Below are 21267 nucleotides of genomic sequence, written 5' to 3'. Positions count from 1 at the left end.
GGCCTTTCATCCAGAGACTACGGGATCAAAACACCCCAAAGTTGGACAAAAACGTGTTCGCGCTGGACTAAAAAACTCAATCATTCAGGCATAAAAAAGGCGTACTCACGTACGCCCTTGCCCAGTACGGCAGAAAGTCACACACACATGCTTGAGGTTTACTTCGCCTTGAGTTCGATCCGATAAATACGGCCCAGCAACAGCGAGTAGGACAGCGTTCCGATGCAAGCCATGCCGCCGATAAACCAGAAGGCCCAGGCGAAATTGCCCGTGAGGTGAAGAATCTGGCCGATGACGATGGGCGTCACGATGCCGCCGATGTTTGCGGCCAGACTGGTGATGCCGCCTGTCAGACCGATCAGCTCTTTCGGTGCGACTTCAGACACTGCCGCCCAGGAAGACGACGCGATGCCTTGTGCGAAGAAGGCGATGGTCAGCAACGCGATGCAGACTTCGTTGGAGTCGGTGAAATTGACCAGCATGATCGACATGCCCAGCGCTGAACCCACCACCAACGGCAGTTTGCGAGCGAAGGACAGCGACACCCCGCGACGAATCATCCAGTCGGCAATGAACCCTGCCAGCAGTACACCGACAGTGGCGCCAATGAACGGCAGCACAGCGAAGATACCGACCTTGACCATCGTCAGGTGACGCTCTTCAATCAGGTAAGTCGGGAACCAGGTGAGGAAGAAATACAGGGCCGACGTGCTCGCAAACTTGCCGATGCAGATTGCCCAGACTTGGCGATATTTGAGCAGCTCGGCAATTTGCGCCCACTTGAATGTGTTTTTGTCCTGACTGCTTTTGACCAGACCGCCGCCCGCTTCGATGTAATCGAGCTCTTGCTTGCTGACCTTCTTGCAGTTCAGCGGATCGCGGTAGAGATAGAGCCAGGCGATACCGAACAGGATGCCGACGATGCCCGTGCTGTAGAACACGTGGCGCCAGTCATAGGTGGTCGCCAGCCACAGGAGCAAACCCGTGAACAGCGCCGTGCCCAGGTACTGACCGCAGACGTAGATGCTGCTGGCCATGCCACGCTCACGCGCCGGGAACCAGACGGTGACCGCGCGGCTGTTGGCCGGGAATGCAGGCGCCTCCATGGCGCCGATGGCCAGACGCAGCCCGAACAGCGAGGCGAAGCCACCTGCCATCCCTTGGCATACCGTGACAGCAGACCAGGAGATCAACGACGCGCCGTAGGTCAGTCGGGAACCGAAACGGTCGGCGATGAAACCGGCCGGCACCAGTGCGAAGGCGTAGGTCCAGGCGAAGGCGGAGAAGATCAGGCCCATCTGGACTTTATCCAGGCCAAGGTCCTTAGCCATGAAAGGCGCTGCGATGGAGATGTTGACCCGGTCCACGTAGTTGATGATCGTGGCGATCAGCAACAGCGAGAGCATGAACCAGCGACGATGGGATGACAGGCGGGCCGGCGCTGCTGCCGCGGGAGCGGCCACAGTGGCGTCGATCGCCTGAATATCAGGATTGCTCGACATGAGAATTCCTCGTTGTTTTTATTGGAATCGAGTGATGAAGCGCATCCCTAAGTTATCGTACGACCGGTTTTAAACAAGGCGCTGCTTAGAACGTTTTTGGATTTCAACGCAGTGGGCTAATGATTTGTCCAAGAAATTTCGGGATAGCTGATGCCGTCAAAACGAGATCGAAAATTCACGCAAGGCCTGATCTAGAGCGGCTTATTTTTTTGATCCACCGCTGGTTTTTTTGGACAAAAAAAATAGCAGCGCGCAGCAGAAAGGTTTTGAATGAAGTCGTAGGACAACTGACAATAAAAAGCAGAACAGCGAGGACCCCATGATGGACTCTGCCAACCGCGTCCCCACGTACGGCATGCAGCAACGCAGCGAGCGGCCGGATTTTTATATCCGTGGCAAGACCGAAGGCAAACCGGAAACCGCGCCCCATCGCCACGAGTATTTCCAGATCCAGATCAACCTGGGCGGCGATACCGTGCAGCACATCGGCGGCGTCGTTCGTCCCTTCCCGCGCAACACGCTGGCGTTCATCCTGCCGCACAAGTTGCACTTGATTCCGCACCCTCCGGAAGGCAACTTCCTGCTGATCAACTTCGCCCAGACCTTCCTGCTCCCACAGCTGCAGTGCGATCCGCTGGACCTGGAAGACGTCGCGATCGCCCTTGCGCCTGAACTGTCACCTTTCCGCTTTCAGGAGCACCTGGACTTCACCCTCGATGTCGAAAACTTCGCGGAAATTCAGCGCCTGCTCGACCGCATGCGCGCTCTGGACCAGAACCGTCAGTTCGGCACCCGGGAAATTCTGAAGGGCTGCTTGCTGCAACTGATCGGTACGGTGTGCGCGCTCTATGCCGACCCCATCAAACTGCTGGCCGACGACAATGCGGCCGAACGCAGCCGCCGCGACGCACTGGCGCGCATGTCGGAATACGTGCGCAAGAACCTCAGCGACCCGGATTTGAGCCTGAAAAAAGCGGCATCGGCGGCGTTTCTTTCGCCCAATTACCTGACGCACTGGTTGCGCAAAGAGGTCGGAAAAACCTTCAGTGAACTGGTACTGGAACGACGCATGCACCTGGCGCGCACGCTGCTGCTCAATGGCTCCAAACCCGTGGGTGAAGTCGCGAGGCTGTGCGGGTTCGCCGATGAGGCTTACTTCTCCCGCCGCTTCCGCCACGCCCATGGCATGCCACCTGGGCAGTTTCGCAAGCAGCGGGATCTGTAGGCGAAGTCAATACGGCGCCTTGGCCACGTACGAATGGCCCATGAGAGATCTGTGGAAGCGAATTCATTCGCGAGAGGCCAATACCATCGATAGCAAATGGTCGTCTCTACTGCTGCATCGCGAATGAATTCGCTCCCACAGCTCAAGCGTCCTGAGCGGTCCCCGTACCCACACCTATCAAAGAACCCTGTTTTTTTTCTCCATTCGAGAGCTAAGCTTGCCCTCATGGATGACTCCGACTACTTACGTCTGCTGACGATCCAGGCCGAGCAAGCCAATGCATTCCTGTCCAACGCGCGCAAATGGGAGCGCGAACGGTGGGTGTGCCAGCGTTTGCTGCAAGGCCTGAACATCCCTCATCGCACCGACGAGTTTCTGCCCGCCGGGCAAGAGCCGCCGGACGTGCTGTTTCGCGATGCGTGTTTTGAGGTGTTCTTCGTGCTCGACGAAGGCCGGCGCCTCAACGATGAATGGCGTGAAGAACTGCAGCGCAGGCGCAGTGCGTTTTCCTTGAGCCAGTTGGTCCGGCGCGAAGCCAAGCCCAAGCGCATTCCGGCCGCAGAGCTGCTGCGTCGCCTGGCGCCGACGCTGCGCAAGAAAGCCCACAACTACAAGGAACGCGGGCTGGACCTGGGCGAGCTGGACATCATCGCCTTCGCCAGCCTCAAACGCGAAGTGCTGGACCTCAACAGCCACTTCCCCCCGCCGACCGAATACTTGCGTCAAGGCTGGCGGTCGCTGTCTCTGGTGGGCCCTACGTTCGCCCGTGTGCTGTTCGCGCACCCTGATGCGCCGGATTTTCTGCGCACAAACCTGGGGCGCAGCGTGGTGTTCGATGTGGGGATCAGCCTGTGATGGCGCAATCGATGGCCGGATGTTACAAAGCGACATCGCACGCAGGCATTGGCTGTACCGAATCGCCGGAGCCTGTCGTCAACGACGTTAACGCATCAACCTCCGTCGTCGCCTGACGCCGGTCATTGTTCATGACGAGGCTTATATGACCAGCCGCCTGAACCCCGAAGACCAAAAGCGTGTCGAAGAGTACCTTCGCGCACCGCAGCATCAAGTCGAGCGCCGGCCCTTCAGGCCCTGGCTGCTCCTTGTGGTGGTTCTGGTCGTGGTGATCGGACTCGGTCTGCTGAGCCGTTTATTGAGCTATCTGACGCTATGAGCTGCCTGGCGCTCGCTCGGATAGAGCCAAAAGAGAATTCCTTAAGCCTTATGAGATATCCCCATGACTCATCGTATCGTGATCGTCGGCGGAGGCGCTGGTGGTCTGGAGCTGGCTACCCGCCTGGGTAAAACCCTGGGCAAGAAAGGCACGGCCAGCGTCACGCTGGTGGACGCCAATCTGACTCACATCTGGAAACCCTTGCTGCACGAAGTGGCCGCCGGTTCGCTCAACTCCTACGAGGACGAGCTGAACTACGTGGCTCAGGCCAAGTGGAATCATTTCCAGTTTCAGTTGGGTCGCATGACCGGGCTGGATCGCGAGAACAAGCAGATCCATCTCGGCGCCACGCAGGATGAAAACGGCGACGAACTGGTCCCGGCACGCAGCCTGGATTACGACACGCTGGTGATTTCCGTCGGCAGCACCACCAATGATTTCGGCACCAAAGGTGCGGCTGAACACTGCCTGTTTCTCGATACGCGCAAGCAGGCAGAACGTTTCCATCAACAGTTGCTCAATCGCTACCTGCGCGCCCATGCCAGTGAGTTGGCAGCGACGGAAGAAATCAACGTGGCCATCGTCGGCGCAGGCGCTACAGGCGTCGAGCTGGCGGCTGAACTGCATAACGCCGCGCATGAGCTGGCGGCGTATGGCTTGGGCCAGATCAAACCCGAAAACCTGCGCATCACGGTGATCGAAGCCGGTCCGCGCGTACTGCCTGCCCTGCCGGAGCGCATTGGCGGACCTGTTCACAAGACGCTGGAAAAACTGGGCGTTACCGTGCTGACCCACTCGGCAGTGAGTGAAGTGACGGCTGAAGGCCTGGTCACGGCGACAGGCCAGATGATCCCGGCGACGCTGAAAGTCTGGGCGGCGGGCATTCGCGCGCCGGCGTTTCTGGAAGGCATCGCCGGACTGGAAACCAACCGCATCAATCAGCTTCAGGTACGTCCAACGCTGCAGACCACCCGTGACGACAACATCTTCGCGTTCGGCGATTGCGCGGCCTGCCCGCAGAAAGGCACCGACCGCAACGTTCCGCCACGGGCTCAAGCGGCGCATCAACAGGCGTCGTTGCTGGTGAAGTCCCTGAAACTGCGTATCGAAGGCGGTGATCTGCCGGAATACAGCTACAAGGACTACGGCTCGCTGATTTCGCTGTCGAAGTTCTCGGCGGTGGGCAACCTGATGGGTAACCTGACCGGCAGCGTCATGCTCGAAGGCTGGCTGGCGCGGATGTTCTACGTGTCGCTGTACCGCATGCACCAGATGGCGCTGTACGGCACGTTCCGCACGCTGATGCTGATGCTCGGCAGCCGGATTGGGCGAGGGACAGAGCCAAGGATGAAGCTGCACTAAGGTTCACGGCCTGCCGCGCCTTAATTGATTGTTCCCCCGCTCCGCGTGGGAATGCATCCCCTGACGCTCTGCGTCAATCGAAGCAGGACGCGGAGCGTTCAGGGCGGCATTACCACGCTCCGCGTGGGAACGATCAAACAGGTTATATGCCAGCTAAGGCATCACGCGCCCTTTGCCCATGTGCTTGGCCTTGTACATCCAGCGGTCGGCTTCGCGCATCAGTTCATCCGGTGCCTTGCCGGAGCCTGGCTCATACAGGGAGAAACCTACGCTTGCGTTGGTTCGGATCACCTCGCCCTTGATGATGATCGGCTCGGCAACCGCCGCCAGCAGCTTTTTCGCCACCTCGCGCGCTTCGTCGACGCCCGGCACAATGCCTTCCAGCACCACGATGAACTCGTCGCCCGCCAGCCGAACGAGGCTGTCGGTTCGCCGGATACTGCTTTGCAGGCGTGCAGAAATCGTCCGTAGCAGGTCGTCACCTGCGTCATGCCCATAGGTGTCGTTAATGCCCTTGAAGCCATCCAGATCGATGAACATCAGCGCCATTTGCAACATTGAACGATCAGCGCGCGCCTGAGCGATGGGCAACATGGCGTCCAGTGCCCGACGGTTATAAAGCCCCGTCAGCGCATCATGCCGCGCCTCCTGCTCCAGCTCTTTGCGTGCCTGAATGTTCTGGATGATCGAGATGAAATATTCAAGATCACCCTCTTCGGACAGTTTCTTGGTGACACTGAGGTTCACCCACACCGCACTGCCGTCCTTGCGCACGTAGCGCTTTTCCATCTGATAACGATCGATCTCGTTAGCGATCAGTTGGCGCAGTAGCTCCATGTCGGTGTTCAGATCCTCAGGATGGGTGATGTCCTGAAAGGTCAGAATCTTCAGCTCGTCAGGTGTGTAGCCAAGGATGTCGCAAAGGGCCGTGTTGACGCTGAGCCAACCGCCATCCGGGGCCACCAGTGCGATGCCCACCGAGGCCAGCTCGAACATCGACCGATACCCCGCTTCGCTCGCCCTGAACAAGGCGTCGGAGCGGTTTCTCTGCATCCGCGCCAGCATCAGGTTCTCGCGCAGCTGGACCTCTCGGCTGACCACATCGGCCAGATCGCGCAGGATGTCCATTTCCTCCTGAGTCAGCTCGCGAGGGCGTTCGTCGATGGCGCACAACGTCCCGACAGCGAAACCCTTGCTGGTGCGGATCGGCACACCGGCATAGAAACGAAAATGAGGCGCGCCGGTGACGAGCGGGTTGTCGCTAAAGCGCTCATCTTGCTCAGCGTCCGGTACGACCAGGGGCGTGGTTTGCAAAATGGCATGGGCGCAGAAGGCCATTTCTCTTGGCGTTTCACTGGTCTCAAGGCCTGTGCGGGACTTGAACCACTGCCGGTCTTCATCCACCAGCGACACCAATGCGATGGGCACATTGAGCACGCGTGCCACCAGCCGGGTGATCCGGTCGAGCGAGGCTTCGGCCGGTGTGTCGAGGATATCGAGCTCGTGCAGCGCCTGAAGGCGCTCTTTTTCATAGGGCGGAATGGGCGCTTTCATAATACCGGCCGATCCTGAAAAGACTGTCTGGAGTCTATACCGGGTGTCGCCAATGCGCACCCGCGCACTGGCATTGACGGTCAGTTCGCTGCGAACGCTTGCTCGGCCGCCCTGCGCCGCAGTAACTCGATGAACTGCACAAGCTCACGACTCGCCGCTTCGCCCTTACGCGTCAGCAACCCGAACGGTGCCATCCGCTCCTCGATCCTGACCGGCAACGCCTTGACCAACCCCATCTTCAAATAATCACGCAGTGCGGAGGCTGACAGCACCATGATCGCATCGGTCAGTTGCACCAATTGCTGCATGGAGTACACCGAGCTGCACTCGATGATGTCTGCGGGCGCTGGCAGGGCCAGTCGCTCCAGCGCCTGATCGAACGCGATACGCGCTGGGCTGCTCTCGGGTTGCAGGATCCATGGCCAGTCACTGACCAGCTCGGCCCAGTCCAGCTTGCGCCGCCGGGCCAATGGATGGCCTTGATGCACGACGACCATCAGTTGCTCGTTGCCCAGCGGCTCGAAGGCATAATGCTCGCGGTCGGTAGCCGCGTTGCGCCGCGCGATCGCCAGATCAATGCGTCCCTGCTCCAGCAACTGAATCACCTGGTCGCTGGTGTCGCCCATGATGCGGATGCGCAGCTGCGGGTTGAGCGTCTTGATCTCGGCCACCGCGTTCATGACCAGGTCCGGCGCTGCGCCCATGATCGTGCCGATGGCCAGATACCCGTATCCACCGTGCAACCGCGCCTGCATGTCCGCCGCACAGCGGTCCAGCCCGCTCAACGCCGACTCGGCAAATCGCAACAACTCTTTGCCCAGCGCGGTCGGACGCATGCCACGCGGCAGTCGCTCGAACAACTCGCAGCCAAACATGTCTTCGATCTCATGCAGCATTCGGGTCGCGGCCGGCTGCGACATGTGCATGTTCATTGAGGCGCGATGAAGGTTCAGGCTGGAACCCAGCACCACCAACATCTGCAGATGCTTGTAGCGCAAACGACTGAACAGATGCTGGGGTGCGCTGTTGTCGGGCATGGATGAGTGTCCTGTTATCGATACCGTGAGGGTATCGATCCTAAGCTAAAAACGATTGGTCGCGCATCGTTTCGCAGCAGTAGAGTCACGGTCGTACGCAGTCAAATAATTCCAAAAAGGAAACTGTCGTGAACACACTCCCCGCGTCCTTGCTGGCCAAGGTTTCATGGCGCCTGCTGCCCTTCCTCCTGTTGATGTACATCATGGCCTTTCTCGACCGCGCCAACGTCGGCTTCGCCAAACAGGCGTTCCAGGCGGACACCGGCATCAGCGACACCGCGTTTGCCTTCGGCGCGGGTGTGTTCTTCGCCGGTTATGCGCTGTTGGAAGTGCCGAGCAACCTGATGCTGCACAAGGTCGGCGCCAAACTCTGGATGTGCCGAATCATGGTGACCTGGGGGCTGGTGTCGGCGGCGATGGTTTTCGCCCACAACGAAACCACCTTCTACGTGTTGCGATTCTTGTTGGGCGTGGCCGAAGCCGGCTTCTTCCCCGGCGTCATTCTCTATCTCACCTACTGGTTTCCTCAGGCATCGCGCGGACGGGCCATGGGCTTCTTTTACTTCGGCGCGCCACTGGCGTTCATCTTCGGCAGCCCGCTCTCGGGTTTGTTGCTGGAACTGGACGGCGTGCTCGGTAGCCATGGCTGGCAGTGGCTGTTCGCGGTAGAGGGGCTGATGGCGACGGCCGTGGGCGTCTGGGCGTATTTCTATCTGGACAACCGCCCTGCGGACGCCAAGTGGCTGAGAACTGAAGAGCGCCAGCAGCTACAAGCGGTGCTCGACGCCGAAGACAGTCAGAAACAGGGCCACGGCAGCGTGCTCAAGGCCATGTGCCAACCGGCTGTGCTGTACCTGTGTGCGATCTACCTGCTGATTCAGGCCAGTGTCTACGGCGTGGTGTTTTATCTGCCCTCGCAGGTCGCCGGGTTGATGGGCAGCAAGGTTGGCTTCATGGTCGGACTCGTGAGCGCCATTCCGTGGGTCTGCGCGCTGATTGCCGCCTGGCGCGTCCCGGCGATCGCCGACCGCACCGGCCAGCGCCGTCTGGTCGCCGCGCTGACGCTGGTGGTCTCCGGGCTGGGCATTGCCGCGTCGGTCACGTTCGCCAATCCTCTGCTGGCCATTCTCGCCCTGTGTTTCGCAGCGTCCGGCTTCATCGCCGTGCAACCGGTGTTCTGGACCTTCCCAGGGAGTTTCCTGGCCGGCAGCGCGGCGGCAGGCGCCATTGCGCTGATCAACTCATTCGGTGCGCTGGGCGGCTTTATCGCACCGATCCTCAAGAACTGGGCCGAAGGCGCGTTTCAGACACCGGCTGCGGGCCTCTATCTGCTGTCAGTGACCACGCTGATCGCCGCGGCACTGATCATGGGTATCCGGCCTCCCAAATCGGGCACGGCGCACAAGCTGCCCACTTATCAACACTGATCGTCATTCACCGCAATCACAGGAGTCCTCCATGAGCACGCCAACCATCAAGCACGTCCGCGCTTTCGTTCTGCGGGGCGGCGGTGCCGACTATCACGATCAGGGCGATGGCCACTGGATCGACGACCACATCGCGACACCGATGAGCAAATACCCGGAATACCGCCAGAGCCGTCGCAGCTTCGGCATTAACGTGCTCGGCACGCTGGTGGTGGAAATCGAAGACTCGGCAGGCAACGTCGGCTTTGCAGTGACGACAGGTGGCGAGCCTGCGGCGTACATCGTCGAGAAGCACCTGGCGCGTTTTCTCGAAGGGGCGAAGGTCACCGAAATCGAGAAAATCTGGGACCAGATGTACTTGTCTTCCCAGTACTACGGTCGCAAAGGGCTGGTGATCAACACCATCTCGGGCATCGACCTGGCGCTCTGGGACCTGCTCGGCAAAGTGCGTCAGGAGCCGGTGCACCAACTGCTCGGCGGCGCCGTTCGTGACGAGTTGCAGTTTTACGCCACGGGCGCACGTCCGGATCTGGCACAGAAAATGGGCTTCATCGGTGGCAAACTCCCGCTCCATCACAGCCCGTCCGAAGGCGAAGAAGGCCTGCGCAAGAACCTCGAAGAGCTCGCGGTGATGCGCGAGCGCGTCGGCAAGGACTTCTGGCTGATGCTCGACTGCTGGATGAGCCTGGATTTGAACTACGCCACCAAGCTCGCCCACGGGGCTCAGGAATTTGGCTTGAAGTGGATCGAAGAAGCGTTGTCCCCCGACGATTACTGGGGCTATGCCGACCTGCGCAGAAACGTCCCCAAAGGCATGCTGGTCACCACGGGCGAGCACGAAGCCACCCGTTGGGGGTTCCGCATGCTGCTGGAAATGGGCTGCTGCGACATCATCCAGCCGGACGTTGGCTGGTGCGGCGGTATCACTGAACTGATCAAGATCTCCGCACTGGCCGACGCCCACAACACACTGGTCGTGCCCCACGGGTCGTCCGTTTACAGCTACCACTTCGTGGCCACGCGCACCAACAGCCCGTTCGCAGAGTTTCTGATGATGGCGCCAAAGGCCGACGAGGTCGTGCCGATGTTCCATCCACAGCTGCTGGGCGAGCCTGTGCCGGAAAATGGTCGCATGCGATTGTCTAGACTGGACAAGCCGGGCTTTGGCGTGACGCTCAACCCCGAGTGCTCATTGCACCGCCCTTACACGCACTGACACGCACCTGACATGCACCTGAAAGGAGCCCCCGAATGAAAATGCCTCACAACGCGTTCAAGGCCGCCTTGGCCAAACGCGAGCCGCAATACGGCATCTGGGCCGGTTTTGCCACCGGGTATGCCTCGGAAATCGTCGCGGGCCTGGGTTACGACTGGATGCTGATCGACGGCGAACACGCGCCCAACACCGTGCCGAGTATTCTGTCGCAGTTGCAGGCCGTGATGCCTTACAGCACCGCGCCGGTGGTCCGTGCGGTGACCGGCGATACGGTGCTGATCAAGCAGTTGCTGGACATCGGCGTGCAAACCTTGATGGTGCCAATGGTGGAAACCGCCGAACAGGCCCGCGTGCTGGTGCAGGCCATGCGCTACCCGCCCCATGGTGTTCGCGGGGTGGGTGGCGGCCTGACCCGCGCCACACGCTGGGACGCCGTGCCCGATTACCTGAATACCGCCCATGAAGCGCTTTGCCTGATCGTGCAGGTGGAGTCGCGCCTGGGCGTGGAGAACGTTGAAGCGATTGCGGCTGTTGAAGGGGTCGACGCAGTGTTCATCGGCCCTGCGGACCTGTCCACCGGGCTCGGACACATAGGCAACCCGTCGCACCCCGAGGTGCAGAAACAGATTCGCCACGCCGTGGACGCCACGCTGGCAGCCGGAAAAGTCTGCGGCATTCTCGCTCCAGCGGAAGAGGACGCGAGGCGCTACATGAGTTGGGGTTGCCAGTTCGTGGCAGTGGGCATTGATATCAGCCTGCTGCGCCAGGCCGCCAAGGAAAACCTGGCGCGTTATCGCGAACCGCAAGAAACCGTGACGGCCTCACGGACGTATTGATCACTCGTCTCCAACGACGCAGCCATCAAACCCGTGGGAGCGAATTCATTCGCGATTGGCCAGCAGTTCCGACACATCTTTTTGTCGGCCGGAAAATTTTTCGCGAATGAATTCGCTCCCACAGTTTTTGACGACAGCGAACACATTCGCGGTGGATGAATCGCTCTGACGCTTCCTGTCATAAAAACATGCTGATTACTGTGATCCCATTAAGACATCACACCCCGATGTCGCTCGATTACAGGAAGTCATCCATGTTTCAGCTTTCCCGAATGATGCTGGCCGCAGGCCTGGGCATTGCACTCAACCTGTCGCTGCTGAACGGCGCCAGCGCTGCGCAAGAAGTCACCGGCGCCGGCTCTACCTTCATTTACCCGGTGCTTTTCAAGTGGGCGACCGATTACGACCACAAGACCGGTGTGAAAGTGAATTACCAGAGCATCGGCTCGGGGGCCGGTATCGCGCAAATCAAGGAAGGCGCCGTGGACTTCGGGGCGACCGACATGCCAATGAGCTCTAGCGATCTTCAGGCGTCCGGCTTGCAGCAGTTCCCGTCGGTGATCGGCGGCGTGGTGCCGGTCATCAACATTGCCTCGATCAAGCCCGGCAGCCTCAAATTCAGCGGCCCGGTGCTGGCGGATATCTACCTGGGCAAAATCACCCAATGGAACGACCCGACGCTGGTGGCGCTTAACCCGGACATAAAACTGCCCGCGCAGAAAATCAACGTGGTGTATCGCTCCGACGATTCAGGCACCACGTTCAACTGGGCGAGTTACCTGTCGAAAGTCAGCGCTGAGTGGAAAGGCAAAGTGGGTGCCGGCACGTCGGTCAAATGGCCGGTGGGCATTGGCAGCAAAGGCAGCGAAGGTGTGGCCTCGTACGTGAAGAAGATGCCGAATTCCATCGGCTACGTCGAATACGCGTACATCAAGCAGCAGGGCTTGAACTTCGGCCTCTTGCAGAACGCTGCTGGCAACTTTGTGGTGCCGAGTACGGAATCGTTCCAGGCAGCGGCCGCGACCGCAGACTGGAAAAATGCCAAGGACTTCGACCTGTCGATGCTCAACGCACCGGGTGAAAACGCTTACCCGATCACGGCGGCCACGTTCATCGTGCTGTACAGGCAACCGAAGAGCGCCGACCGCCAGAAGGCGGTGCAAGACTTCTTCCGCTGGACACTTGAAAGCGGCCAGGAACAAGCCCGCTCACTGGACTTCGCCCCGATTCCGACCGATCTGAAGACCCAGATCGAAGCCTACTGGGACGACGCACCCAAGGCGCAGTAGACGCCAGCCTGAACATCCAATTGCATCATTAGGTGCCGCTAGGGCGGCGCCTGAATCAGCGGCGGGATGGGAAGAACGCTGAGACGCAGGAACCCGAAAACGAAAAAAGGCGTCCCGAAGGACGCCTTTTTTGTAGGCTTCAACGCGCTTGGCGCTGTTGCCGGATTTTCTGCCCGGATGCTGCTGGGGCGAAAATGGTCGGGGTAAGGGGATTCGAACTCCTGACATCCTGCTCCCAAAGCAGGCGCGCTACCGGACTGCGCTATACCCCGGTGTTACTAAAATACGCCCCTTGGGGCGTATTTCAAGCGGGTGACGCGACTGGCGTCACTCCCTAAGATTTAACCCGAAACAACCAGGTCAAAAATGGTGGGTCGTGTGGGATTCGAACCTACGACCAATTGGTTAAAAGCCAACTGCTCTACCAACTGAGCTAACGACCCAAAAATGGTCGGGGTAAGGGGATTCGAACTCCTGACATCCTGCTCCCAAAGCAGGCGCGCTACCGGACTGCGCTATACCCCGACGGTACTACCTCTTGAAATTGGCTCCGTGACCAGGACTCGAACCTGGGACCCAATGATTAACAGTCATTTGCTCTACCGACTGAGCTATCACGGAATTTCAATTTCCAGATGCAGCGTTTGACGCACTTCAACACAACAAATTCAGTACTTCTTTGCGAAACGAATCCCGCACTTACAACCCTGAATCTACTGCATTTTCAGCCTCTTCGACCTGCCTGCATCGCTGCGTTCACGTCTCTGAGGCGCGCTATTCTACATTCCCAGAAACACCTGTCAACCCTCCAAATTGCTTTTAAGACAATGATTTGCAACTTTTTTTCGAGAACGCCTCCCGAGCCCGAAAATCAGGCAGTCGAAGGGCAAAACCACCCGCGCATTAAAAAGGGCGCTCACCCGGAGCGCCCCCATGCACCTTCTATATAGAAAGCAGCAGATCAGACGAAAGCGATTTCGTCGTCCACCACCGTGCCTCTGATGCTGGTGCCGGGCATGAAGCTGCCAGACAGGATCAACTGAGCCAACGGGTTTTCGATCCAGCGTTGAATCGCGCGCTTCAACGGCCGTGCGCCGTACACCGGGTCGTAACCCACGGCGATCAGCTTGTCCATGGCTTCAGGTGCCAGCTCCAGACGCAGGTCCCGCTCCGCCAGGCGCTGACGCAGGCGACCCAACTGAATTTCCGTGATGCCAGCGATCTGCTCACGTGCCAGAGGCTCGAAGATCACGACCTCGTCGACCCGGTTGATGAACTCCGGACGGAAATGCGACGTCAGGGCATCCATCACCGCCGCACGCTGAGCTTCGCGGTCACCCACCAGTTCCTGAATGCGTGCCGACCCCAGGTTCGAGGTCATGACGATCACTGTGTTACGGAAGTCGACCGTACGCCCGTGGCTGTCGGTCAGGCGACCGTCCTCCAGCACCTGCAGCAGGATATTGAAGACATCCGGGTGCGCCTTCTCGACTTCATCCAGGAGGATCACCGAGTACGGCTTGCGACGTACCGCCTCGGTCAGGTAACCGCCCTCTTCATAACCGACGTATCCCGGAGGCGCACCGATCAGACGGGCCACGGAATGTTTCTCCATGAACTCGGACATGTCGATGCGGACCATGGCCTCTTCGGTGTCGAACAGGAATTCGGCCAGTGCCTTGCACAACTCGGTCTTACCCACACCGGTCGGGCCGAGGAACATGAACGAACCGCTCGGGCGATTCGGGTCGGACAGCCCGGCGCGCGAACGGCGCACGGCGTTGGCCACGGCCACCACCGCTTCGTCCTGGCCGATCACACGTTCGTGCAGAAGGCTTTCCATTTTCAGCAGTTTGTCGCGCTCGCCCTCGAGCATTTTCGACACGGGAATGCCGGTCCACTTCGAAACGACTTCGGCGATTTCTTCCTCGGTCACCTTGCTGCGCAGCAACTGGTTCTCAGGTTTGCCGTGCTGGTCGACCATTTGCAGGCTGCGTTCCAGATCCGGGATGACCCCGTACTGCAATTCGGCCATGCGATTCAGATCGCCACGACGACGTGCGGCTTCCAGTTCCTGACGCGACTGCTCGATTTTTTGCTGGATCTGCGCGGACCCTGTCACTTCGGCTTTTTCCGAGGTCCAGATTTCTTCCAGATCGGCGTACTCACGCTCCAGGCGTTCGATTTCTTCCTGAAGTTTCTCCAGGCGCTTGATCGCCGCCTCGTCGTCTTCTTTCTTCAACGCCTGAGATTCAACCTTCAGCTGAATCAAGCGACGCTCAAGACGATCCAGCACTTCGGGCTTGGAGTCGATTTCCATGCGAATGCGGCTGGCCGCTTCGTCGATCAGGTCGATGGCCTTGTCCGGCAACTGGCGATCCGTGATGTAACGATGGCTGAGCTTGGCGGCCGCGATGATCGCGCCGTCCGTGATCGCCACCTTGTGGTGAACTTCGTAGCGTTCTTTCAGGCCACGCAGGATCGCGATGGTGTCCTCTTCGCTCGGCTCGTCCACCAGCACTTTTTGAAAGCGACGCTCAAGGGCGGCATCCTTCTCTATATATTGGCGGTACTCGTTGAGGGTCGTGGCGCCCACGCAGTGCAGCTCTCCACGCGCCAGGGCGGGCTTGAGCATGTTGCCGGCGTCCATCGAGCCTTCGGCCTTGCCTGCGCCGACCATGGTGTGCAATTCGTCGATGAACAGAATGATCTGCCCTTCCTGCTTCGACAGCTCGTTCAGCAACCCTTTCAGCCGCTCCTCGAACTCGCCGCGGAACTTGGCACCCGCAATCAGCGCGCCCATGTCCAGCGACAGCAGGCGCTTGCCTTTCAGGCCGTCCGGCACTTCGCCATTGATAATGCGCTGGGCCAGGCCTTCAGCGATAGCAGTCTTACCGACACCGGGTTCACCGATCAGAACCGGGTTGTTCTTGGTCCGGCGTTGCAGCACCTGGATGGTCCGACGGATTTCGTCGTCACGGCCGATCACTGGATCGAGCTTGCCTTCTTCGGCGCGCTTGGTCAGGTCGACGGTGTATTTGTCCAGCGCCTGCCGGGATTCTTCGGCATTCGGATCGTTGACAGCATCGCCGCCGCGCAGGTTGCTGATGGCGTTTTCCAATGCCTTTTTGCTGACGCCCTGCCCGAGCAGCAATTTGCCGAGCTTGCTGTTTTCATCCATCGCCGCGAGCAGCACCAGTTCGCTGGAGATGAACTGATCGCCTTTTTGTTGCGCCAGCCGGTCGGCCTGGTTGAGCAGGCGCGCCAGGTCCTGGGACATGTTCACGTCGCCGGTCGGGTTCTGAATTTTTGGCAGTTGATCAAGCTCCTTGCTCAACGCCTTGCGCAGGCTGTTGATATCGAAGCCGACTTGCAGCAACAGGGGTTTGATCGACCCACCCTGCTGCTCAAGCAATGCCTGCATGAGGTGCGCAGGCTCGATGGCGGGATGGTCCATACCCACCGCCAGGGACTGAGAATCGGATAAAGCGAGCTGTAATTTGCTGGTTAAACGGTCAATACGCATTGGTCACCTTCCTAAATGGGCAGGCCGGAGCAATGAACACACCTTAATAAAGAAAACCTGCCAGATAGCCCACTAGATGCGGCCGATTGAACAGGATTCAAGCGGTGGATGCTTGACACAGATCAACATTAGCTGGCGAACGAGGATTAGGTGTGTTCGCAAAGCGGAATCTGTAGAAGCGCGCTTGCCCGCGATCGCGATCTGTCTGCACATGGATCGGCCGCCTGAAACAGCGCGATCGCGGGCAAGCGCGCTCCTACAAAGAACATTTCAGACTGCGTCGATCCACACCAAAGAAGCAAACCGGCCGGTGCGCGCACCGCGGCGGTAGGAGAAGAAGCGCTCGTCGTTATAGGTCGACAAACCACCGCCGTACACCGCTGTCACGCCATGGGCCGCCAGACGCAAACGCGCCAGCTGGTAGATATCGGCCATGAATTTGCCCGCGTTGACGCTGGGCACGAAGGCTTCGATGGTTTCAGGGTGCGTGGCGATAAAAGCGTCGCGGACTTCCGGTCCCACTTCGAAGGCCTGCGGGCCGATGGCTGGGCCTAGCCAGACCAGAATCTCGGAAGGCGCATCGGCAAAGCTGTCGACCGCCGCTTCCAGCACGCCTGCGGCCAACCCGCGCCAACCCGCGTGCGCCGCCGCCACCTGGGTGCCTTGGCGGTTGCAGAACAGAGCGGGCAGGCAATCCGCGGTCATGATGGTGCAGGCAACGCCCGGCGTCTGGCTCCAGCTGGCATCGGCCTGCTGCACCTCGGCGGGTGACGCTTCGACGACATCGATGCCATGAACCTGCTTGAGCCAGGCAGGCTGGGTGTGCAGACGCGAGGTCAGCAGCGCACGGTTATGCGCAACGGCTGCCGGATCGTCGTCGACGTGATCACCCAGATTGAAACGGTCGAACGGGGCAATGCTTATGCCGCCCGCGCGAGTCGTGACGCACGCCTTGATGCCCGCCGGCGCAGGCCAGTCGGGAATCAGCCAGTCCGCCACGAATTCGCTCATCCGATGAATGCCTCACGGTCTTGCTTGAGCAGCGACAGCAGCCAGACAAAATCATCCGGCAACGCCGATTCCCAGCTCATTCGCTGACCGGTCGTCGGATGATCCAGTTCCAGGAAACGCGCATGCAGCGCCTGACGCGGAAAATGCTTCAACGACTCGACCATCGTGACGCTGGCCGCTGGCGGAATGCGGAAGCGACCGCCGTAGGCCGGATCACCGACCAACGGAAAGTTGATGTGCGCCATGTGCACACGAATCTGGTGCGTACGGCCGGTTTCCAGCTTGACCCGGACATGCGTATGGGAACGAAAACGCTCCAGAACGCGGTAATGGCTGACCGCAGGCTTGCCGCCTTCCATCACGGCCATGCGTTGACGCTGCTGGCCATGACGGCCGATCGGTGCGTTGATCTTGCCACCGGCCGTCACGACACCGATCACGATGCACTCATAAATGCGGCTGACGCTGCGGTTTTGCAGCTGAGTGACCAGCTGGGTCTGCGCCTGAAGGGTCTTGGCGACCACCATCAATCCGGTGGTGTCCTTGTCCAGACGGTGCACGATGCCGGCACGCGGGACATTGATGATGTCCGGCACGTGGTGCAGCAAGGCATTGAGCAGCGTGCCGTCGGCATGACCGGCGGCCGGGTGGACAACCAGCCCGGCCGGTTTGTTGATCACCAGAATCTGGTCGTCTTCGTAGACGATATCCAGCTCGATGTCCTGCGCGACCCACTCGCCCTGAGCCTCTTGCTCGGCTTTGAGGACCAGCACGGCACCGCCATGCACGATGTCACGCGGGCGCAGAACGCCTCCGTCCACAGTCAGGCGGCCGTCTTTGATCCAGGCGGAAAGGCGCGAGCGCGAGTGCTCGTCGAAGAGTTGGGCGGCGACTTGGTCGAGGCGTTGACCGCCCAATTCGGACGGCACCTCTGCGCGGAGTTCTATGATCTCAGACATGCTCAAACTAGGAGGTGGCACTGGCCTTTGGTTTCGGCTGTGCGCTTGTGGTTAAATACGGCGTCTTTTGTCCCGGGGGTTCCACGGGGCGCCCATCATAACAGGACGGTCCTGCGCAAGACAGCAGGCCGTTATAGGGACGCAAGCCGCCATGCAAGTGAAACACCTGCTGCTGATAGCCATCCTCGGACTTACCGCTGCCTGTTCTTCGAAGAAAGAAGTCATCGACGAAAACCTCAGTGAAGTCGAGCTGTACCAGCAGGCGCAGGCCGATCTGGACAACAACAGTTACAACAGCGCGACCGAAAAACTCAAAGCGCTGGAATCCCGCTACCCGTTCGGTCGCTATGCCGACCAGGCGCAGCTGGAGCTGATCTACGCCAACTACAAGAATGGCGAGCCCGAGGCTGCGAAGACCGCCGCCGAGCGCTTCATTCGTCTGCATCCGCAGCACCCGAACGTCGACTATGCCTACTACCTCAAGGGCCTGACGTCGTTCGACCAGGACGTGGGCATCATCGCGCGCTTCCTGCCGCTGGATCAGACCAAGCGTGATCCGGGTGCTGCGCGTGACTCGTATAACGAGTTCGCCCAGTTGACCAGCCGCTACCCGAACAGCCGCTACGCGCCTGACGCCAAGCAGCGCATGATCTATCTGCGCAACCTGCTGGCGGCGTACGAAATTCATGTGGCCGACTACTACCTGACCCGCCAGGCCTACGTCGCAGCGGCGAACCGTGGCCGTTACGTGGTTGAAAACTTCCAGGAGACCCCTTCGGTTCCGGACGGTCTTGCGGTCATGGTCGAAGCGTATCAGCGCCTGCAACTGAACGACCTGGCGGACACCAGCCTGCAAGTTCTGAAAACCAACTACCCGGACTTCCCGCAACTGGCTGATGGCAAGTTCGAGCCTCGCACACCCGATCCAGACAACCGCTCGTGGCTGTCGAAAGCGACGCTGGGCCTGATCGAAAGCCGTCCGCCTCTGCCGCCGGGAGAAACCCGCGCCAACCAGGACGTGATCAAGCAATATCAGGACGCCAAGGAAGCCATCCCGGCCGACTTGCTGCCTGAGAACCAGCCGGACGAAGCCGACAAGAAGAACGAAGATGATGACGGCACGCCAAAAAGCCGTTCGATCTTCAGCTACATGACCTTCGGCGTCTTCGACTGATCACGGTCGCGGTTCGAACGTCAAAAAGAGGCCCTTTGAGGCCTCTTTTTTATTTCAGTCAGTTTTCCGACAGCCTGAATCGGCGCAGGTCACTGTGCGGCTGACAACGCCTTGGCTACACTGCGGCATCTTCACTTCATAAGCTGGTAGACATGATTCGCTTGATTATGTGGATCGCCTTGATCATGGCGATTGTCTGGTTGTTCAAACGCGCGACCAAAGGCCCCGCCACACGCTCGAAACCCGCAGCACCGGAGCTCGACGCCGCGCCAATGGTGCGTTGCGCGCAGTGTGGCGTGCATGTTCCACGCGACCGCGCACTGAGCCAGGGTCTCCAATGGTATTGCACCGAAGCGCACCGCCTACAGGGCCCTGCTGCACGTGACCGCTGAAACCCTGTCGCTGGCGACCCCACAGGCCCAGCGCATTCTGCGTCTCTATCACCTCTACCGTCTGAGCATCGGCATTCTGCTGGTGCTGTTGATTTCCAGCAGCATGGACGCCGAACTGCTTCAGTTGGCCGACATCGAACTGTTCCGCACGGGCTGCTGGCTGTACCTGGTCTTCAATATCCTTGTGGTCGTACTGCTTGAGCGACCCAGCCGTCAGGGGCAGCTGTTCACGCTGGCCATGGCTGACGCGCTGACACTGTGCGCTTTGTTCTATGCCGGAGGTGGCGCCCCGAGCGGCATCGGCAACCTGATTGTGGCCTCGGTGGCCATCAGCAACGTGCTGTTGCGCCAGCGCAGCGGGCTGTTGATTGCCGCCGTGTCAGCCATCGGCATCATCTACCTGACCTTCTTCATCAGTTACCACCAGCCTGCGGCAGCCAATCACTTCGTCCAGGCGGGTTCGCTCGGCGCCTTGTGTTTTGCGGCCGCGCTGCTGGTTCAAACGCTGGCCCGTCGACTGCAGGTCAGCGAAGACATCGCAGAGAAGCGTGCAGCCGATGTCGATAACCTGGAACAGCTCAACGCCCTGATCCTGCAGCGCATGCGCACAGGCATTCTGGTGCTCGATTCGAACCGCCAGGTGCTGCTCGCCAACCAGAGCGCGTTGACCTTGCTGGGCCATCAGCACCTGCTGGGTGAAGTCATCGATCCGTATTCACCTCAGTTGGTCGAGCGCTTGCGCCAATGGTTGATCAACCCTTCCATGGCGTCGCGCAGCATGACCACGTCGGCAATCGGCCCGGTGCTGCGTCCGGGCTTCATTGCCCTGACCCGCGGCAGCCACCGCCACACCCTGGTGTTTCTCGACGACCTTTCGCAGATTTCCCAACAAGCCCAACAACTCAAGCTCGCTGCGCTGGGCAGGCTGACGGCCGGCATCGCCCACGAGATCCGCAACCCGCTGGGGGCCATCAGCCATGCGGCGCAGCTGCTTCACGAGTCAGAGGAACTGAGCGGGCCAGACCGGCGTCTCAGTGAAATCATTCAAGATCAATCGCGACGGATGAATCTGGTGATCGAGAACGTCTTGCAGCTGTCTCGCCGACGTCAGACCGAACCTCACCTGCTCGACCTCAAGCAGTGGCTCGAACGCTTCGTCAGTGACCTGCGCAGTCGGCTGTCCGCCGAACAGTCTGTGCACCTGGAAACCGGTGACGGCACCCTGACCACGCGCATGGACGCCGAGCAGTTGCAGCAAGTCTTGACCAATCTGGTGCAGAACGGCCTGCGCTACAGCGGCCAATTGCATGAAAAAGCCCAGGTCTGGCTGAAACTGTTCCATGATCCACACAGCGAGTTGCCCAGCCTGGAAGTGCTGGACGACGGTCCCGGCGTTGCGACCGAACACCTGACGAAGATTTTCGAGCCTTTTTTCACCACCGAAAGCAAAGGAACCGGCCTGGGCTTGTACCTTTCGCGTGAGTTGTGCGAAAGCAATCAGGCGAACCTGGATTACACACCACGGGAAGGTGGCGGCAGCTGCATGCGGATCACCTTCGCCCATCCGTTCAAATTGAGTTGAA

The 21267-nt window shown here is 59.7% G+C and carries 17 protein-coding genes and 4 tRNA genes; 11 read left to right on the top strand and 10 right to left on the bottom strand.

What is annotated here, in order from left to right; all coding sequences use genetic code 11:
* Window positions 1-158 precede the first annotated feature (158 nt).
* Window positions 159-1502, bottom strand: a complete 1344-nt coding sequence (locus BLS87_RS08945; protein ID WP_074752116.1) for an MFS transporter — start codon at window positions 1500-1502, stop codon at window positions 159-161.
* A gap of 322 nt (window positions 1503-1824) precedes the next feature.
* Between BLS87_RS08945 and BLS87_RS08940 the strand changes: the two genes are divergently transcribed.
* From BLS87_RS08940 to BLS87_RS08925, 4 genes are all read left to right on the top strand, one after another.
* Window positions 1825-2727, top strand: a complete 903-nt coding sequence (locus tag BLS87_RS08940) for a helix-turn-helix transcriptional regulator (protein WP_074752115.1) — start codon at window positions 1825-1827, stop codon at window positions 2725-2727.
* A 225-nt stretch (window positions 2728-2952) separates the two neighbouring features.
* A complete protein-coding gene (locus tag BLS87_RS08935) occupies window positions 2953-3582 on the top strand; it encodes a DUF1780 domain-containing protein (protein ID WP_074752114.1) in 630 nt (209 codons plus the stop codon).
* Window positions 3583-3727: 145 nt separating this feature from the next.
* A complete protein-coding gene (locus BLS87_RS08930) occupies window positions 3728-3901 on the top strand; it encodes a DUF3094 family protein (protein WP_062378735.1) in 174 nt (57 codons plus the stop codon).
* A gap of 63 nt (window positions 3902-3964) precedes the next feature.
* A complete protein-coding gene (locus tag BLS87_RS08925) occupies window positions 3965-5263 on the top strand; it encodes an NAD(P)/FAD-dependent oxidoreductase (RefSeq protein WP_074752113.1) in 1299 nt (432 codons plus the stop codon).
* 153 nt (window positions 5264-5416) lie between these two features.
* On the opposite strand, the gene BLS87_RS08920 is transcribed toward BLS87_RS08925, so the two are convergent.
* Window positions 5417-6817, bottom strand: a complete 1401-nt coding sequence (locus BLS87_RS08920) for a sensor domain-containing diguanylate cyclase (protein ID WP_074752112.1) — start codon at window positions 6815-6817, stop codon at window positions 5417-5419.
* Between the two features lie 80 nt (window positions 6818-6897).
* Entirely contained in the window at window positions 6898-7854 is a 957-nt protein-coding gene (locus BLS87_RS08915; protein ID WP_074752111.1) for a LysR family transcriptional regulator, read from the bottom strand.
* A gap of 128 nt (window positions 7855-7982) precedes the next feature.
* Here BLS87_RS08915 and BLS87_RS08910 point away from each other — a divergent pair, with 128 nt between their 5' ends.
* The 4 genes from BLS87_RS08910 to pstS all read left to right on the top strand — a co-directional run bounded on the left by BLS87_RS08910 (window position 7983) and on the right by pstS (window position 12622).
* Window positions 7983-9281: an MFS transporter gene (locus tag BLS87_RS08910; protein ID WP_074752110.1), complete on the top strand. Its 1299-nt coding sequence runs from the start codon at window positions 7983-7985 to the stop codon at window positions 9279-9281.
* A 31-nt stretch (window positions 9282-9312) separates the two neighbouring features.
* The gene (gene rhmD / locus BLS87_RS08905; protein WP_074752109.1) at window positions 9313-10497 is read left to right on the top strand and encodes an L-rhamnonate dehydratase; all 1185 of its coding nucleotides are present in this window, start codon (window positions 9313-9315) and stop codon (window positions 10495-10497) included.
* 35 nt (window positions 10498-10532) lie between these two features.
* Complete coding sequence (locus BLS87_RS08900) at window positions 10533-11333, top strand: aldolase/citrate lyase family protein (RefSeq protein ID WP_074752108.1); 801 nt, start codon at window positions 10533-10535, stop codon at window positions 11331-11333.
* A gap of 254 nt (window positions 11334-11587) precedes the next feature.
* Window positions 11588-12622: a phosphate ABC transporter substrate-binding protein PstS gene (gene pstS / locus BLS87_RS08895; RefSeq protein ID WP_143024338.1), complete on the top strand. Its 1035-nt coding sequence runs from the start codon at window positions 11588-11590 to the stop codon at window positions 12620-12622.
* 195 nt (window positions 12623-12817) lie between these two features.
* Here pstS and BLS87_RS08890 read toward each other — a convergent pair.
* From BLS87_RS08890 to rluD, 7 genes are all read right to left on the bottom strand, one after another.
* Window positions 12818-12894, bottom strand: a tRNA-Pro gene (locus tag BLS87_RS08890).
* A 95-nt stretch (window positions 12895-12989) separates the two neighbouring features.
* A tRNA-Lys gene (locus tag BLS87_RS08885) sits at window positions 12990-13065 on the bottom strand.
* A gap of 5 nt (window positions 13066-13070) precedes the next feature.
* Window positions 13071-13147: transfer RNA gene (locus BLS87_RS08880), tRNA-Pro, on the bottom strand.
* 20 nt (window positions 13148-13167) lie between these two features.
* Window positions 13168-13243: transfer RNA gene (locus BLS87_RS08875), tRNA-Asn, on the bottom strand.
* Between the two features lie 340 nt (window positions 13244-13583).
* Window positions 13584-16148, bottom strand: coding sequence for an ATP-dependent chaperone ClpB (gene clpB, locus BLS87_RS08870; protein WP_074752107.1), 2565 nt, complete (start codon window positions 16146-16148; stop codon window positions 13584-13586).
* A 270-nt stretch (window positions 16149-16418) separates the two neighbouring features.
* Complete coding sequence (gene pgeF, locus BLS87_RS08865; protein WP_074752185.1) at window positions 16419-17147, bottom strand: peptidoglycan editing factor PgeF; 729 nt, start codon at window positions 17145-17147, stop codon at window positions 16419-16421.
* An 8-nt stretch (window positions 17148-17155) separates the two neighbouring features.
* Entirely contained in the window at window positions 17156-18118 is a 963-nt protein-coding gene (gene rluD / locus BLS87_RS08860) for a 23S rRNA pseudouridine(1911/1915/1917) synthase RluD (protein ID WP_074752106.1), read from the bottom strand.
* Window positions 18119-18269: 151 nt separating this feature from the next.
* Here rluD and BLS87_RS08855 point away from each other — a divergent pair, with 151 nt between their 5' ends.
* The 3 genes from BLS87_RS08855 (at window position 18270) to BLS87_RS08845 (ending at window position 21266) form a co-directional block, all read left to right on the top strand.
* On the top strand, window positions 18270-19292 hold the full coding sequence (locus tag BLS87_RS08855; RefSeq protein WP_074752105.1) for an outer membrane protein assembly factor BamD: 1023 nt from the start codon (window positions 18270-18272) through the stop codon (window positions 19290-19292).
* 152 nt (window positions 19293-19444) lie between these two features.
* Complete coding sequence (locus tag BLS87_RS08850; RefSeq protein ID WP_143024337.1) at window positions 19445-19684, top strand: PP0621 family protein; 240 nt, start codon at window positions 19445-19447, stop codon at window positions 19682-19684.
* Entirely contained in the window at window positions 19674-21266 is a 1593-nt protein-coding gene (locus BLS87_RS08845; protein ID WP_074752103.1) for a sensor histidine kinase, read from the top strand. Before BLS87_RS08850 ends, BLS87_RS08845 begins: the two co-directional genes overlap by 11 nt.
* Window position 21267: the final 1 nt, after the last annotated feature.

It is taken from the genome of Pseudomonas abietaniphila, from assembly GCF_900100795.1.
Classification (GTDB): Bacteria; Pseudomonadota; Gammaproteobacteria; order Pseudomonadales; family Pseudomonadaceae; genus Aquipseudomonas; species Aquipseudomonas abietaniphila.
This window is presented reverse-complemented; position numbering and strand designations above follow the sequence as displayed.